The organism is Leptothrix cholodnii SP-6 (genome assembly GCF_000019785.1).
GTDB classification, from domain to species: Bacteria; Pseudomonadota; Gammaproteobacteria; order Burkholderiales; family Burkholderiaceae_C; genus Sphaerotilus; species Sphaerotilus cholodnii.
Map to the genome: position 1 here is coordinate 3551578 of NC_010524.1, position 16210 is coordinate 3567787.

Below are 16210 nucleotides of genomic sequence, written 5' to 3' on the forward strand. Positions count from 1 at the left end.
GCCGGCCTGTCCGCAGGCCGGCAGAAAGCCCTTGATGACCAACCCCGATCCCTGCGTGCCGGCCCTGCCCGTCACGCTCGAAAGCCTGCCGGCCCACGCCCAGCGAGAGCGCCACGCGCGGGCCCGCTGGGCCACGCGCGCCTTGTTCGGCGCGCTCGGCGTGCTGGGCGGCGTGTGGGGCGCGCACATCCCGTCGCTCAAGTCGGTCTACGGGCTCGACGAGGCGAGCCTGTCGCTGGTGCTGTTCTGCGCCGCGATCGGCGCGGTGAGTTCGCTGTTCGTCGCCGGGCGGGTGATCGGGCGGCTGGGCGCGCGCCGCACGGCCCTGGTCACCGGGCTGGTGATGGCCGCGGCGCAGGCCACCGCGCTGCTCTGGCCATCGGTCTACTTTCTGATGTTCGCGTGCCTGTTCTTCGGCACCTCGATGAGCATCTACGACGTCGCGATCAACGCCGAAGGCACCGCGCTCGAACATCAGTCCGGCCAGCCGGTGATGGGCAACCTGCACGGCTGTTTCAGCCTGGGCGCGATGGCCGGCGCGGCGCTGGCGGCGGCGGCCTTGCGTGGCGGCGTCGACGCGGCGCTGCAGATGGCGCTGTCGGGCGCGCTGCTGGGTGGCGTGGCGCTGAGCGTCGGCCGCCACATGCTCGACGCCCGCCCGACGCCGCCCACCGACGGCTCGGCGCAGGTGCACTTCGTCTGGCCGCGTGGCCTGCTGCTGGTGATCGGCCTGCTGATCTTTGCCGGCATGACCGCCGAGGGCGTGATGTACGACTGGTGCGTGCTCTACCTGAAGCAGGAAGTCGGCATGCCGCAGGACCTGGCCGCGCTCGGTTACGCCGCCTTTGCCGGCGCGATGGCCGTGGCCCGCTTCGGCGGCGACGCGCTGCGCTCGCGTTATTCCGAACGCACGCTGCTGCGCAACAGCGCGCTGCTGGCCGCAGTGGCGATGGCGGTGGTGCTGACCAGCGGCGAGGCCTGGGTCTCGCTGATCGGCTACGCCTTCGTCGGCGCCGGCCTCGCGCCGATCGTGCCCATCCTCTACACCGCGGCCAGCCGCGTGCCCGGCACCAGCAGCGCGGCGGCGATCGCGGCGGCCTCGTCGATCGGCTACAGCGGCTTCCTGGTCGGCCCGCCGCTGATCGGCGGCATCGCGCACGCCTGGTCGCTCACGGCGGCAATGACGGTGGTGGTGATCGCCGCGGCGGCGCTGGCAATCGGGGCGCGGCGGGTCGGCTGACCGTCAACAGGCGGTTAAATTTAACCGCCCACTCGCCGGCCGGCTAATGCAGCGCCGACAGGAACTGCTGCAACTCCGCCGTCTGCGGCGCGCCGAACAGCTGCTCGGGCGGGCCCATCTCGTGGATGCGCCCGGCATGCATGAACACCACCCGATCGGCCACCTTGCGCGCGAAGTTCATCTCGTGCGTGACCATCAGCAGCGTCATGCCCTCCTCGGCCAGGCGCTCGACCACGCGCAGCACCTCGCCGACCAGCTCGGGGTCGAGCGCCGAGGTGATCTCGTCGCACAGCATCACGCTCGGCTGCATCGCAAGCGCCCGGGCGATCGCCACGCGCTGTTGCTGGCCGCCCGAGAGCTGATCGGGCCAGGCGTCGAACTTCTCGGCCAGGCCGACCCGTTCGAGCAGCGCCCTGGCCTGCGCGGTAGCGGTGCTGCTGTCGCTCTGCTTCACCAGCGTGGGCGCCAGCATCACGTTGCGGCCGACCGTCAGGTGCGGGAACAGGTTGAAGTTCTGGAAGATCATGCCCACGTGCTGACGCAGCGCGCGCATCGCCTTGGCGTCGCCGTGCTTGAGCGCCTGGCCGTCGACGGCGAGCGCGCCCTCCTGAAACTCCTCCAGCCCGTTGATGCAGCGCAGCAGCGTGCTCTTGCCCGAGCCGCTCTTGCCGATGATGGCGATCACCTCGCCGGGCATGACGTCGAGGTCGATGCCCTTGAGCACCTCGTTGGTGCCGAAGCGCTTGCGCAGGGCCTGGATGCGCACGATCGGGGCGGCTTGCGCAGCCATGTCGGCGGCGGTTTTCACGGCATTCACATCAGCGTTCACGCTTGAAACTCCTCTCCAGCTTGCGGGCATAGGCCGACACCGGCCAGCACAGCACGAAATACATCACCGCCACGCAGGCGTAGACCGTGAACGGGCGGAAGGTGGCGTTGGTGATCATGGTGCCGGCCTTGGTCAGCTCGATGAAGCCGATCACCGACGCCAGCGCCGTGCCCTTGATCACCTGCACCAGGAAACCGACCGTCGGCGGCACCGCGATGCGCAGCGCCTGCGGGCCGATCACGTGGCGCATCTTTTCGCCGAACGACAGCGCCAGGCTGTCGGCCGCCTCCCACTGGCCTTTCGGGATCGCCATCACGCAGCCGCGCCAGATCTCGGTCAGGTAGGCGCTGGCGTAGAAGGTCAGCGCCAGCCCGGCCGCCACCCAGGCCGACACGTTGATGCCGAACAGCGCCAGCCCGAAGTACGCCAGGAACAGCTGCATCAGCAGCGGCGTGCCCTGAAAGACCTGCACGTAGACGGCCACCGCGCGCTGCGCGCCGGGCCACTGCGCCAGCCGCGACAGCAGCAGCGCCAGCCCGACCACGCTGCCGCCGATGAAGGCGATCAGCGACAGCAGCACCGTCCAGCGCGCGGCCAGCAGCAGGTTGCGAAAGATGTCCCAGAGGGAGAAGTCGACCATCTTGAATACCTCAGCGCCCGCACGGCCGCCCGAAGGGCGTTGAGCGCCCCCTCGGGGGGCAGCGAACAAGGTGAGCGTGGGGGTTGTGCATCAACGTCCCGAGCCGGGCATGCGGCCGAAGATCCAGCGCGGCCCCAGCCAGTTGAGCGCCTGGCGCACGCCGATCGCCAGCAGCAGGTAGATGCCCGCGGCGATCAGGTAGGCCTCGAAGGCGCGGAAGTTGCGGCTCTGGATCAGGTTGGCGGCGTAGCTCAGCTCCTGCGCCGAGATCTGGCCGCAGACCGCCGAACCGAGCATCACGATCACGATCTGGCTCACCAGCGCCGGCCAGACCCGGCCCAGCGACGGCGGCAGCACCACGCGGATGAAGACCTGCGCCTCGTCGAGCGCCAGGCTGCGCGCGGCCTCGATCTGGCCACGCGGCGTGCCCTCGATGCCGGCGCGCACGATCTCGCCCGCGTAGGCGCCGAGGTTGACCACCATCGCGATCACCGACGACACCTCGGGCGACAGCCGCAGCCCCAGGCTCGGCAGGCCGAAGAAGATGAAGAACAGCTGGACGATGAACGGCGTGTTGCGGATCAGCTCCACATACGTGGCCACGCCCCAGGCCAGCGGTTTCGGCCCCCAGGCGCGCACCCAGCCGCAGGCGATGCCGAGCGCCACGCCGATCACCGCGGCAAACGCGCTCAGACCGAGCGTGAAGGCGGCGCCGCGCAGCAGCGCGGGCCACTCGGCCAGGACGGCCAGGAAGTCGAGTTCGATCATGGCCGCGCCGCCTTGCGTATCAGGTGGACACGATCAGTTGGGCAGGTCGCCGGCCGGGCGGCCCAGCCACTTGACGGCCATCTTGTCGAGCTCACCGGCGGCCTTGGCGGCGGCGATGATCTCGTTGACCTTCAGGCGCAGCTTATCCTCGCCCTTGCCCACGCCGATGAAGTTGGGCGAGTCCTTGAGCAGGAACTTGTATTCGGCGCCCAGCTGCGGGCTGCGCTGCATCATGTTGCCGGCCACCGAAGCACCGGTGGCGATGGCCTGCACCTGGCCCGAGACGAAGGCCGAGACGGTGGCGTTGTTGTCCTCGAAGCGCTTGATGTCGGCGCCAGCCGGGGCGAGCTTGGTGAGCTCCATGTCCTCGATCGCACCGCGCGTCACGGCCACGGTCTTGCCGGCCAGGTCGGCCGGGCTCTTGATCGCCACGCCCTTGGCGGCGAACACGGCCTGGAAGAACGGCGAGTAGGCGGCGGTGAAGTCGATCACCTTCTCGCGCTCGGCGTTCTTGCCCAGCGTCGAGATCACCAGATCGGCCTTCTTCGTCTGCAGGTAGGGGATGCGGTTGGCGCTGGTGACGGGGATCAGCTCGATCTTGACGCCCAGCTTGGCGGCGATCAGGTTGGCCATGTCGACGTCGAGGCCCTGCGGCTTGAGGTCGATGCCGACAAAGCCGTAGGGCGGGAAGTCGGTCGGCACGGCGATGTTGATGAGCTTGCGCGACATCACCGTGTCGAGTGCGGCCTGGGCCTGCACGGCCAGTGGCGACAGCAGGGCGCTCAGGCCCAGCACGACGGACATCACGAGGGGGCGGCGTTGCATCGGGCGATCTCCTGAAAAGGCCGTCAAGCGGCGGGGGTGGGGGCGGTCGGCTGGGCACGACGGCCCGGGTTTTCGATGCAAACTCATCTGCACGGACCGTGCCAGCACGGACGCACGGCGATCCGCCACGTCGTGCGCCAACCGGGTTGCGCCCGGTCAACCAACCCTGTCTCGCTGCTGCACGCGCGCCCCGATCGGTTCAACATCGCGCCATGTGGCCCTACACCGATCCCCGCAGCAGCGGCGCCATGGCCTTCGACGCCTGGATGGCGCCACGTGACAGCGCCGGCGCGCTGGTGCGGCGACAACGCCAGCGGCTGGAGGCGCTCTTCAAGGCGGCCGGCGCGTCGGCCTTCTACCGCCGGCGCTTCGAGCGCCACGGCGCGACGCTGGAGGCGCAGCCGAGCGTGGGCAAGCAGACGCTGATGGATCACTTCGGCGACTGGGTCTGCGACCGCCGCCTGAGCCTGTCGGCACTGCGGGACTTCATCGCCGACCCGGCCCGCATCGGACTGGCCTTTGCGGGCGAGTTCTCGGTGTGGGAAAGCTCGGGCAGCAGCGGCGTGCCGGCGATCTTCGTGCAGGACAGCGCCGCGATGGCGATCTACGACACGCTCGAAGCCCTGCGCCGCCCGGGCGGGCCATCGTGGCAGCGCTGGATGGACCCGTTCTGCCTGAGCGAGCGCATGGCCTTCGTCGGCGCCACCAGCGGCCACTTCGCCAGCACGGTGTCGGTCGAACGGCTGCGCCGCGTCATGCCCGGCATGGCGCAGCGGCTGCGCGGCTTCGACTTCCTCGATCCGACGCCGGTGCTGGTGGACGCGCTCAACCGGTGGCGGCCGAGCGTGCTGGCCACCTACCCGTCAGCCGCGCTGCTGCTGGCCGAGGAGGCGGCCGCCGGCCGGCTGCAGATCGCCCCGCGCGAGATCCTGACCGGCGGCGAGGCGCTCAGCGACGCCGTGCGGGAGATCGTCTCGCGCCAGTTCGGCTGCCCGGTGCGCGCGAGCTACGGTGCCTCCGAGTTCCTGACGCTGGGCACCGAGTGCGCGCACGGGCACCTGCATCTCAACAGCGACTGGGTGCTGCTCGAGCCGGTCGATCTCGACGGCCGACCGGTGCCCGCGGGCGAGCCCGGCGCCACCACGCTGCTGACCAATCTGGCCAACCACGTGCAGCCGCTGATCCGCTACGACCTCGGCGACCGCGTGTGTTTCGACCCCGCGCCCTGCACCTGCGGCAGCAGGCTGCCGGTGATCGCCGTGCAGGGCCGCGTCGACGACAGCCTGCTGCTGCCCGACACCCGCGGCTGCAGCGTGCGGCTGCTGCCGCTGGCGCTGACCACCGTGCTCGAGGACGACGCCGGGGTGTTCGACTTCCAGCTGGTCCAGCAGGACGGTCACAGCCTGTCGCTGACGATCGCCGAATCGGGCGACCGCGCCGCGCTGCTGCACGTGCGCCGGGTGCTGCTGGACTACCTGCGGCAGCAGGGTGTCGATGCGGTCGAACTGCACGTGCACCGCGGCGAGCCGGCGGTGCACGGGCGCAGCGGCAAGCGCCCGCGGGTGGTCGCGCTGCACGCGACGACCACGCCCTGATTCACTTGTCGAACACGTAAAGCCCCGGCGCCGCTCCGAGCGAGGGTGCGAGCGGCGGCGGCGCCTCCGGCGTCGACGAGTGGCGGCCCAGCCACTGGCTCCACGGCGTCCACCATGAACCCTTGACGGGCTCGTTGGCGGCCAGCCATTCGTCGGGTGTCAGCAGCCGGTCTTCGTGTTGCCAGCGGCACAGCCGGTAGCTCGACCGGGCCTGGCCCGGCGGGTTGACGATGCCGACGTTGTGGCCGCCGGCGGTCAGCACGAAGGTCTGCTCGGCGTTGGTGAGCTGGTGCAGCTTGAACACCGAACGCCACGGCGCGACGTGGTCCTGCACCGTGCCGACGGTGAAGATCGGCACCCGGATGTCCGACAGGTTGATCGGCGTGCCCTCGAGGTGGAACTCGCCGTGCGCCAGCGCGTTGTCGAGGTAGAGCGCACGCAGGTATTCGCTGTGCATGCGCCACGGCAGGCGGGTGCTGTCGGCGTTCCAGGCCATCAGCGCGCTGACCGGTGCGCGCTCGCCGAGCAGGTAGGTGGCGAGCCGGTACGACCAAACCAGGTCGCGCGAGCGCAGCATCTGGAAAGCGCCCTTCATCTGGCCTTTTTCGAGGTAGCCGCGCCGGGCCATCTGGTTCTCGAGCCAGGCCACCTGGCTTTCGTCGATGAACAGCGACAGCTCGCCGGGATCGGTGAAATCGGTCTGCGCCGCCAGCAGCGTGATGCTCTTGAGGGCCTTCGATTTCTCGCGTCCGAGCGCCGCCGCGGCCATCGACAGCAGCGTGCCGCCCAGGCAATAACCGACCGCGTGCACCGGCCGTGCCGGCAGCCGCGCGGCGATCTCGTCGAGCGCGGCGCGCACGCCCAGGCGGTAGTAGTCGTCGAGGCCGAGATCGCGGTCCTCGGCCTGCGGGTTCTTCCAGGAGAGGGTGAACACGGTGTAGCCGTGCTCGACCAGGAAACGCACCATCGAGTTGTGCGGTTCCAGGTCGAGCACGTAGTACTTCATGATCCAGGCCGGCACGATCAGGATCGGCTCGGGGTGCACGCGGGCCGTGGTGGGCGCGTACTGGATCAGCTCCATCAGGCGGTTGCGCAGCACCACCTGGCCGGGCGTGGCGGCCACGTCGACGCCCAGCTTGTACTGCTCGGCACCCATCGGCGGCTGGTCGGTCATGTCGCGCCATGCATCGCCGGCAGCGTGCAGGGCGCCGCGGACCAGGTTGGCGCCCCGCTCGTCGAAGGTGCGCTGCAGCACCGCCGGATTGCTCAGCACCGCGTTCGACGGCGACACCGTGTCGAGCCACTGCCGGGCCGCGAACTCGACCATCTGCTCGTGATGGCGCGACACGCCCGGCACACCGGTGGTGGCGCGGTGCCACCAGGCCTGGCGCAGCAGGAACAGCTGCGCGATCAGCGCGAACGGCGGCATGCGCCAGGCCGGATCGTCGAAGCGCCTGTCCTGCGGCAAGGGCTCGATGCACCACGGCCCGCGGCCCATGCTGGCGGGGCTGGCGGCCACCGCGCACCACCATTGCGAGGCCTGCTCGGCGGCCAGCTGCATCAGCTCCCACTGCTTGGCCGGCGAGGTCATCAGGTGCAAGGCCCAGTCGTTGAACGCGCCCAGCGACGTGGCCGGCGCCACCGACGACGATGCCTGCGCCGGCAGCATCGACTGCAGCGCCCGCTCGACCGCCTGGTAGCGGACGAACGAGTCCGACGGCGGGCTGCGACGGCCGAGCCACGGACTGCCACCGGGCTCGCGGGCACCGGCTCGACCGGCCGACACGGCGGTCAGGTCTTGCGTGAGCAGGTCTCCCATGACACAGGTCTCCGAACGATCGAACCCATCGCGAACAAGCACATCTGCATGGCACTTTAGGCCGCACAACACGACCCTGGCTTGCGTGTCGTCAATCGACGCCACCGTCACCGCGGCCATCTGCAACCGGTGGCCTGCGTCACGAGCTTGCCACGCAATCACCCTAAGTTCGGCATCTTTCGTTGTGGAGATTCTGATGCGCGTGAAAACGATTCAAGTGGCTGTGGTGCTGGCGTTGAGCTCATTGCTGCTCACCGCCTGCGGCGGCAGTGGCGATGACGCCGCTGCATTGCCTGCCACCGCCTACGAGATGCAACTGCTGCACGTGTCCGACATGGACAGCGGCGGCGATCTGGTCACCAACTCGAAGGGCCTGTCGGCGCTGGTGCAGAAGTTCCGCAGCGAGATGCCCGATCACACGGTCTTCCTGTCATCGGGTGACAACTACATCCCCGGCCCGTTCTTCAATGCCGCCGACGATGCCAGCCTGAGCGCAGAACTGGGCGCGCCGTCGGCCGGCCGGGCCGACATCGCCATCCTCAACGCGATGGGCCTGCAGGCTTCGGCCTTCGGCAACCACGAGTTCGATCTCGGCACGCGCACCGTCAGCGACCTGATCCGCACCACCGGCACCTGGGTGGGCGCACAGTTTCCCTACCTGTCGGCGAACCTGAACTTCAGCGCCGACGGCAACCTGGCGGCGGTGGCAGCGGCGGCCAACGACGGCGTCACGGCCGGCGCATTGCGCGGCAAGATCGCCAAGTACACCGTCGTCTCGGTGGGTGGCCAGACCATCGGCGTGGTCGGCGCCACCACGCCGACGCTGCCCAGCATCACCACGGTGGGCGGCATCACCGTCGCACCCACGGGCGCTTCGGCCGCCGACATCGACGCGCTGGTGGCCCAGATCCAGCCCTCGGTCGACGCCCTGGTGGCGCGTGGCATCGACAAGATCGTGCTGCTGGCCCACATGCAGCAGCTCACGATCGAAGAACAGCTCGCCCCCAAGCTGCGCGATGTCGACGTGATCGTGGCCGGCGGCTCCAACACCGGTCTGTACGACAGCACCGACTACGTGCGCCCCGGCGACACCAATCGCGGCACCTACCCGAAGACCTTCACCTCGGCCAAGAGCGAGCCGGTGCTGCTGGTCAACGTCGACGCCGACTACAAATACCTCGGCCGGCTGGTGCTGCCGTTCGACGCCCAGGGCCGCGTCATCACCGGCAAGCTCGACGCCGCCAGGAACGGCGCCTGGGCCAGCGACACCGAAGGCCTGCGCCGCGCCGGCCTGAGCGCCGCCGACGCCATGCCCGCGGTGGCCGCCATCGCCGACAAGATCCAGGCCGTGATCAGCAGCAAGGACGGCAACCTGTTCGGCGCCGCCTCGGTCTACCTCGAGGGCGATCGCGTGCTGGTGCGCAACCAGGAAACCAACCTCGGCAATCTCACCGCCGAGGCCAACCTGGCACTGGCCCGTGCCACCGACGCCAGCACCACGCTGTCGTTCAAGAACGGTGGCGGCGTCCGCTCGTCGATCGGCACCATCAATGCACCGCCGGGTTCGACCAGCGGCGGCTTCAAGGACAAGACCGCGGCCAACACCTCGGCGGGCAAGCAGGCGGGCGACATCTCGCAGCTCGACATCGAGTTCTCGCTGCGCTTCAACAATGGCCTGTCGCTGCTGACGATCGACGCCCAGCAACTCAAGGACGTGCTCGAACACGGCGTGGCCGACTGGACCGCGACGTCCACCTCGGGGCGCTTCCCGCAGGTGGCCGGACTGCGCTTCAGCTTCGACCCGACCGGCGCGGCGCTGTCGCGCATCCGCACAATCGTCGTCGATGACCCCGACGGCGCCGGCCCGCTGACCGAGCAGGTGGTGTATTCCGGTGGCGCGTTCAAGGTGCCGGTCACCCGCACCTGGCGCATCGTCACGCTCGACTTCCTGGCCGGCGGCGGCGACAGCTACCCGTTCCCGGCCTTCGTGACGGCCAACGCGGCGCAGGTCAACCGCATCGACCTCGTGCCCACCGGCGTCACCAAGACCTTCACCACGGCCGGCACCGAACAGAAGGCACTGGCCGATCACCTGGCCGCCGCGTTCCCGCGCACGGCGCCCTACGGCAACGCCGACGGTGGCGCCGCAACCGATCAGCGCATCGTCAACCTCTCGGTTCGCACCGAAATCCTGCCGCAGTAAGCACCGGCCGCGACCCCGTGCACACGGGGTCGCCGATGCAGGAACGGGCAATGGAAAAGGGCCGGCAGCCTTGGCTGCCGGCCCTTCGTTCAGGCGGGGGGATCTGTGTTCAATACGCCAGGTTGACCTGCAGCACCGCGGTGCTGCCACTGACCTCGTTGCCCACGATCAGCAGCGGCTTGCCGTTGGGAGACTGCGCCGCCGGCACGAACACCAGGCCCTCGGGGCCGCGGTCGCCGGTGGTGGCGTCGCGGCTGTTGAGGTAGGTGACGTAGCTCGGTGCCGTCGGCGTGGTGACGTCATAGACCATCAGCCCGCCCACCCGCTCCAGCCCGATGAAGGCATAGGTCTTGTTGCCGAACTTGGCCGTGGTCACCGACTCGGGCTCGGGGCCCTTGGAGGCGCTGCGGCCGTCGAGCGTATTGGCATCGTGGCTGGCATTGAAGAGCACGTTCGGCAGCGCCACGGTGCGCTGCTCGAACTCGTCGCCCGAGTCGTAGACACGGGTCATGGCGCCGGTACCGCCGGTGGCCCAGATCGAGAACGAGCGCGCGCCGAAGGCATGCAGCTTGTTGCACTGGCCGGCGGCGTTCTTGCCGGTGTCGTTGCCGTTGGGCAGGCTGGTGACACGCAGGCGGCCGAGGTTGGAGTCGTTGAGCAGCGGATCGGCTGCCAGGCCGGTGGCGCCGGCAAACACCGCCGGGTCGAGGCCGGCGCTGCAATGGGCGCGAATGCGCACCTCCTCGTTCAGGCCCGGCCAGTCGGCGCGGGCATCGCCCTCGTTGGCGGTGATCAGGTAGGTCTGGCCGCCCACGCTGTAGCTGGCGATGGCGTCGGGCAGGTACATGCCGCGCACCGGCCAGGTGCCGATCTGGACGGCCGGCGTGCCCGAATTGGTGTTGGTGCCGCCGTCTTCATCGCTCGGGTCGAGACCGAAACCGGCCACGCCGTGATCCTTGGTGCCGAGCGGGCGGATCGCGGTGACGGTGGCGCTGGCGATGTCCACCGTGGCGATCGCGTTGTTCTCCTGCAGCGTCACGTAGGCGGTGCGGCCATCGGCCGAGATCGTGACGTACTCGGGTTCGAGGTCCTGCGCCACCGTGGCACCGGGCCCGTAGATGCGCACGCCCAGCGCGCGCAGTTCGGCGAGCTGGCTGTTGTAGGCGCTGAAGTCGGCCGTGCGGGCACTCAGCGTGACGGCCAGCGTGCTCGCGCTGCCGGTGCGCGTCACGCTGATGACGCTGATCGAGCCTTCGGGGTCGTCGGCCGCGATGGCGGGTGTGGTCGCGGTGGCGGCCACGGCGTAGTTGGCGGGCTCGCCCTCGTTGGCCACCACCACGGTCTGGCCGTCGGGGGTGAAGGTCAGCATGTCGGGCAAGGCGCCCACCGTGACCTGGCCCAGCAGCGCGAGGTTGCTGGCGTTGTAGAACGCCACCACGCCGGGTGCGGTCTTGGGATTGGCTTCGATCGCCAGTGCCACCAACCCGTTGCTGACCGCCACGCTGTTGACCGACGCACCCAACGCGCTGATGTCGATGCTGGCGAGCTTGACCGGTGCGGCCGGGTTGGCCAGGTCGAGCACGTCGACCGTGGCCAGCACGCTGTTGACGACGAACAGGCGCTTGCTGGCGGCGTCGAACGCGGTGATCTCCGCCGCGCCGACCGGGTTCGTCAGGCTGGCATCGGCATAGCCGCCGATCCTGGCCAGGCTCAGCGAGGTGGGCGTGGCCTCGGGCACGGCCACCGGATCGCCGCCGCCGCAGGCGGTGCCGAGCAGACCGGCCGACAGAAGTGCGCTCGCGAGCACCGTGCGGGCAAGGGGGAAAGCAGGAATTCGCATGCAGGCTCCGGGTGTGCAAAACCCGGGAGCTTCGAGACGGCAAGTGTCCGCGCTGTGACAGGCGCACCGACTGTGCGCCGGCGCAACATCAGAACGATTCCCAATCGTCGGTGCCGGTGCGCGCGGCCGTCGGGGCCGGCGGTGCGACGCTGGCCACCGGCGGGCGGGTGCCGGATCCGAAGTCCGGCCGCACGACATTCTCGGCAGGCTGCGGGCTGCGGCGTTCCACCGGCGGATGGCTCGGCGTCGCAGCGGCGCTGCCGCCTTGCAGGTCGTGGCCGAGCCGGAACACCGACACCGCCTGCACCAGCTGATCGGCCTGCTGCTTGAGGCTCTCGGCCGCGGCGGCACTCTGTTCGACCAGCGCGGCGTTCTGCTGGGTGGCCTGGTCCATCTGCGTGATGGCCTCGCCGACCTGCGCCACGCCCGAGCTCTGCTCGGTGCTGGCGGCGCTGATCTCGCCCATGATGTCGTTGACGCGGCCGATCGAATCGACGATCTCCTGCATCGTCTCGCCCGCCCGGCTGACCAGCGCGGTGCCTTGTTCGACCCGCTCGCCGCTGGCGGTGATCAGGCTCTTGATCTCCTTGGCGGCACCGGCGGCGCGCTGCGCGAGGTTGCGCACCTCGCCGGCCACCACGGCAAAACCGCGGCCCTGCTCGCCGGCGCGCGCGGCCTCGACCGCGGCGTTGAGCGCCAGGATGTTGGTCTGGAAGGCGATGCCGTCGATCACGCCGATGATGTCGGCGATCTTGCGCGAGCTGTCGTTGATCCCCTTCATGGTGTCGACCACCTGGGCGACCACCTCGCCGCCGCGCACGGCCACGGTGCTGGCGCCCAGCGCGAGCTGGCTGGCCTGGCGGGCGTTGTCGGCGTTCTGGCGCACGGTGGCGTTGAGCTGCTCCATCGTGGCCGAGGTTTCTTCCAGCGCGCTGGCCTGCTCTTCGGTGCGGGCCGACAGGTCGTTGTTGCCTTGCGCGATCTGCGCGCTGGCGGTGGCCACGCTCTCGGCGTTCTGGCGCACGTTGCCGACCACCGCGGCCAGGCTGTCCTGCATCGCCTTGAGCTGCGCCATCAGGCTGCTGCTGTCGCCGGACTTGAGCGCGATGCGGGCGCCGAGATCGCCGGCCGCCACACGCTGCGCCACGTCCGCGGCCTCCTGCGGTTCGGCACCGAGCTGGCGGGCGAACGAGCGGATCATCAGCACGCCGAACAGCGCCGCGAACAGCAGGCCGCCCGCGACGGCGGCGATCGAGATCGAGCGGATCACGGCATAGCGCGCATCGGCCTCGGCATAGGCCTTCTTCGCCTCGGCGAGTTCGAGCTGGACGAGGGCCTCGATGCCGGACTCGACGGGCTCGAACAGCGGCCGGATCTTCTCGAGCACCAGGCGCTCGACCCCGGGCAGGTCGTTGGCACGCAAGGCCGTCACGGCCGGCACCAGGCCTTCCTGCACGAAACGCTTGCGGTCGGCGTTGAACACGGTCGCCAGCCGGTCCTCCTCGGGCGTGAGGTTGTTCGACATGAACACCTCCCAGATCTGCGTGATGTCGGCGATGTTGCGCTCGATCTGACCGGTGCGTTCGGCAATGACCTCGGGCGTGGGATGCGCCTGGGCGACCGCGATCGCCAGCCGGTTGCGCAACAGCAGCCCCTTGATCTCGGCCAGGTTGGCGGCTGGCTCGGTGCGGTCTTCATAGACCCGCCGAAGGGCATCGTTGGACTCGCCGATGCCGTAGATCCCGAGGCCGCCGATGCCGATCAGCAGCGTGCACAGGACGCCGATGAGGATCGTCAGCCGGGTGGAGACTTTCAAGTTGTTGATCATGGATATGCGCCCGATACGGTCGAAACAGCTCAGCCGGCGAACCCGTCGACCACGCAGTTCGCCCGAGCCTGATTGGACGCCGCAGGCGGCAACGCCAAAGGGCGGAACTGACGGGCCTGCGGCCGCCAGTTTCGAGCCGGTTACGGCCAACCCGCTGTTGCGTCAGGCACAGTCCAGCGTGACGCTGCGCCACGCGCCGGAGCGCTCCTCGGCTCCGATCGTCGCGCCCTCGACGACGAGCGCACGCGGGTCGTCCGCCGGCAGCAGGACCACGAGTGGCTGCGCCGCCGGGGGCTGCGGGCCGCGCCGCTGCACCTGCAGGTGCAGGGCCTGTTCGCTGCAGTCGAGTGCGAGCGACCAGAAACCGTGGGCGCCGCTGCGCCAGGCATGGCTGTGGCCGTCGTCCTCGAAACACTCGGCCTCGAAACGGCCGAGCCGCAGCGGAAAGACCTGGAAACCGCGCACGTCGGCGCTGCTGCCGAAATGGGCCGGCGCCAGGTTGAGCGGGATCGCGCAACCGGCGCGCGCCAGCAGCGGCGGCTCGCTGCTGTCGAGCGGCGCCGCCAGCGTCAGCCACTGGCCGCCGGCATGGCGCCGGCCGGTCCAGAACTCCAGCCACTCACTGCCGGCAGGCAGCCAGACCCGCCGCTCGGTCGCCCCCGGCTCGACCACCGACGCCACCAGCAGGTCCGGGCCGAGCAGCATGTCGTCGCTTTCTTCCCAGCACTGCGCATCGCCGGGGAAGTCGTGGAAGGTCGGCCGGATCATCGGCTCGTAGGCGCCGTGCGAGCGCCACAGCAGTTGGTAGAGATAGGGCGTGAGGCGCGCGCGCAGCCCGATCAGCTCGCGGATGCGCGGCGTGATCTCGGGGTACATCCAGGGCTCGTTGACGCTGCCGTCGTCGTTCCACGAGTGGATCGAGAAACGCGGCAGGAAGATGCCGTGCTGGACCCAGCGCAGCAGCAGCTCGGGGCCGGGTGCCGGGCCCGAGAAGCCGCCGATGTCGTGGCCGGTGTTCGACACGCCGCTGATCGCCAGGCCCAGGCCCATGCGGATGTTGTAGCGCAGCGTCTCCCAGGCGGTGTAGTTGTCGCCCGACCAGGTCTGCACGTGGCGCTGCATGCCCGGCGCGCCGGAGCGCGACACCAGCCAGGGCCGCTCGTCGGGCGCGAATTCGCGCTGCGCCTGGTGCGAGGCCTGCATCATCAGCAGCGTCTGCAGCGGCCGGGCCTCGACCGCGGCACGCGGCTCGCCGAAGAAATGGATGCGCGCCTGCCGGCTCCAGATCTCGTATTCGTTGTTGTCGTTCCAGGTCGCCGCGATGCCGGGCTCGAGCAGGCTCTCGGTGACACGCTGCTTCCACCAGGCGATGGTCTGCGGGTTGGTGAAGTCGAGGTAGGCGCCGGTGTCGTCCCAGAACTGCACCGCCGTCGGCTGGCCGTCGGGATCGCGGATCAGCAGGCCGGCCTCGGCCGCCTCGCCGAAGCGCGGGTGGTCGTGCAGCAGCGCCGGCTTGATGTTGGCGCACAGGCGCACGCCGGCCGCCAGGTAGGACGCGGCGAAGCCGGCGGGGTCGGGGAACTTGTCGCGGTTCCAGTTGAAGACATAGCGCTTGTTGCCGATCGAGGTGTAGCCCGACGACAGGTGGAAGGACTCGCAGGCGATGTCGTGCTCGCTGCAGCGCGCGATGAACTCGCCCATGCGCAGCTGGGCGTCGGGTGCGTCGGTGTAGCTCATCGTCGAGCCCGAGTAGCCGAGCGCATAGCGGGGCGTGAAGACCGGGCGGCCGGTCAGCCAGGTGTAGCGCCGCGTCACCGCCGCCGGGCCGTCGCCGGCGATGAAGTAGAGGTCGAGGTCACCGTGCTCGGCGACGAAGTGGCGGTAGGGGCCGTGGTAGTTGTCCATCTCGCGGCCCATGTCGAAGCTGCACTCCGACAGGGTGTCGTAGAAAAGGCCGTAGACCAGGCCGCTGGCGGGCTTGCGCGTCAGGTAGAAAGGGATGTGCTTGTAGAGCGGGTCGGTGCTGCGCGCGCTGTAGCCCATCGGGTCGAGGTTGCACATGCGGTAGCGCTGGCCGGCGCGGTTGGCGTCGCCCGACCGCTCACCCAAGCCGAAGTACATCTCGCCACGCTCGCGTTCGAGGTAGTGGTAGACACGCTGATCCCACCAGCCGAAGTTGTAGGCCTGGGTCGAGCGGTCGGTGGCCGCGGGCTGCCACTCGCCCAGATGGCGCGCCTCCCAGCGGCAGCGCAGGCCGTCGAGCACGATCGTCAGGCGCACGTCGCGCGTGGTGACGCACACGCGCTCGGCGTCGTGTTGCAGTTCGAAGTCCGGCAGCGAGAAGCCCGACAGGTCGTGGCGGTCGCGGCCTTCGGCCGGCAGGTCGTCGAGCCCGGGCGCGATGGCCCAGGTGCGCGGGAAATGCAGCTGGCCGTCGGGCAGCACCAGCAGGCGCAGCAGGTCGTGCTCGAGCACGAACACGTGGGCCTGCGCACCGTCGGGCGCGCGCAGCACCAGGTGGTTGCCGGTGGACGCGGTGTCGAGGGCGAAGCGGGGGGGTTGGTCGAGTCGCATGGTGTGAAGGGTGTGAATGCGGCGAATGGGGCGAATGGCCGACAGCGCT

General features: G+C 69.8%; 11 protein-coding genes. 3 read left to right on the forward strand and 8 right to left on the reverse strand.

The features are described 5' to 3' along the window. Positions 1-34: 34 nt before the first annotated feature. Positions 35-1240: an MFS transporter gene (locus LCHO_RS16000; RefSeq protein WP_012348212.1), complete on the forward strand. Its 1206-nt coding sequence runs from the start codon at positions 35-37 to the stop codon at positions 1238-1240. Between the two features lie 43 nt (positions 1241-1283). Here LCHO_RS16000 and LCHO_RS16005 read toward each other — a convergent pair whose 3' ends face one another. From LCHO_RS16005 to LCHO_RS16020, 4 genes are all read right to left on the reverse strand, one after another. After that, positions 1284-2030, reverse strand: a complete 747-nt coding sequence (locus LCHO_RS16005; RefSeq protein ID WP_050757517.1) for an amino acid ABC transporter ATP-binding protein — start codon at positions 2028-2030, stop codon at positions 1284-1286. A gap of 28 nt (positions 2031-2058) precedes the next feature. Further along, complete coding sequence (locus tag LCHO_RS16010) at positions 2059-2709, reverse strand: amino acid ABC transporter permease (protein WP_012348214.1); 651 nt, start codon at positions 2707-2709, stop codon at positions 2059-2061. A gap of 90 nt (positions 2710-2799) precedes the next feature. Next, complete coding sequence (locus LCHO_RS16015; protein ID WP_012348215.1) at positions 2800-3477, reverse strand: amino acid ABC transporter permease; 678 nt, start codon at positions 3475-3477, stop codon at positions 2800-2802. A 33-nt stretch (positions 3478-3510) separates the two neighbouring features. Next, on the reverse strand, positions 3511-4302 hold the full coding sequence (locus LCHO_RS16020) for a transporter substrate-binding domain-containing protein (protein ID WP_012348216.1): 792 nt from the start codon (positions 4300-4302) through the stop codon (positions 3511-3513). Between the two features lie 212 nt (positions 4303-4514). Between LCHO_RS16020 and LCHO_RS16025 the strand changes: the two genes are divergently transcribed. Beyond that, complete coding sequence (locus LCHO_RS16025) at positions 4515-5897, forward strand: phenylacetate--CoA ligase family protein (protein ID WP_012348217.1); 1383 nt, start codon at positions 4515-4517, stop codon at positions 5895-5897. A gap of 1 nt (position 5898) precedes the next feature. On the opposite strand, the gene LCHO_RS16030 is transcribed toward LCHO_RS16025, so the two are convergent. Continuing rightward, positions 5899-7716: a PHA/PHB synthase family protein gene (locus tag LCHO_RS16030; protein WP_012348218.1), complete on the reverse strand. Its 1818-nt coding sequence runs from the start codon at positions 7714-7716 to the stop codon at positions 5899-5901. Positions 7717-7912: 196 nt separating this feature from the next. Between LCHO_RS16030 and LCHO_RS16035 the strand changes: the two genes are divergently transcribed. Further along, positions 7913-9919 carry a bifunctional metallophosphatase/5'-nucleotidase gene (locus tag LCHO_RS16035; RefSeq protein WP_012348219.1) on the forward strand — a complete coding sequence of 669 codons (2007 nt, stop codon included), beginning with the start codon at positions 7913-7915 and terminating at the stop codon, positions 9917-9919. Between the two features lie 109 nt (positions 9920-10028). Here the strand turns inward: LCHO_RS16035 and LCHO_RS16040 are convergent, their stop codons facing one another. The 3 genes from LCHO_RS16040 to LCHO_RS16050 all read right to left on the reverse strand — a co-directional run bounded on the left by LCHO_RS16040 (position 10029) and on the right by LCHO_RS16050 (position 16161). Then, positions 10029-11759 (reverse strand): choice-of-anchor I family protein, encoded by a 1731-nt coding sequence (locus tag LCHO_RS16040; RefSeq protein ID WP_012348220.1) that lies wholly within the window; start codon positions 11757-11759, stop codon positions 10029-10031. 88 nt (positions 11760-11847) lie between these two features. Continuing rightward, positions 11848-13587, reverse strand: coding sequence for a methyl-accepting chemotaxis protein (locus tag LCHO_RS24210; protein WP_012348221.1), 1740 nt, complete (start codon positions 13585-13587; stop codon positions 11848-11850). 162 nt (positions 13588-13749) lie between these two features. After that, positions 13750-16161, reverse strand: coding sequence for a glycoside hydrolase family 31 protein (locus LCHO_RS16050; protein ID WP_050757386.1), 2412 nt, complete (start codon positions 16159-16161; stop codon positions 13750-13752). Positions 16162-16210: the final 49 nt, after the last annotated feature.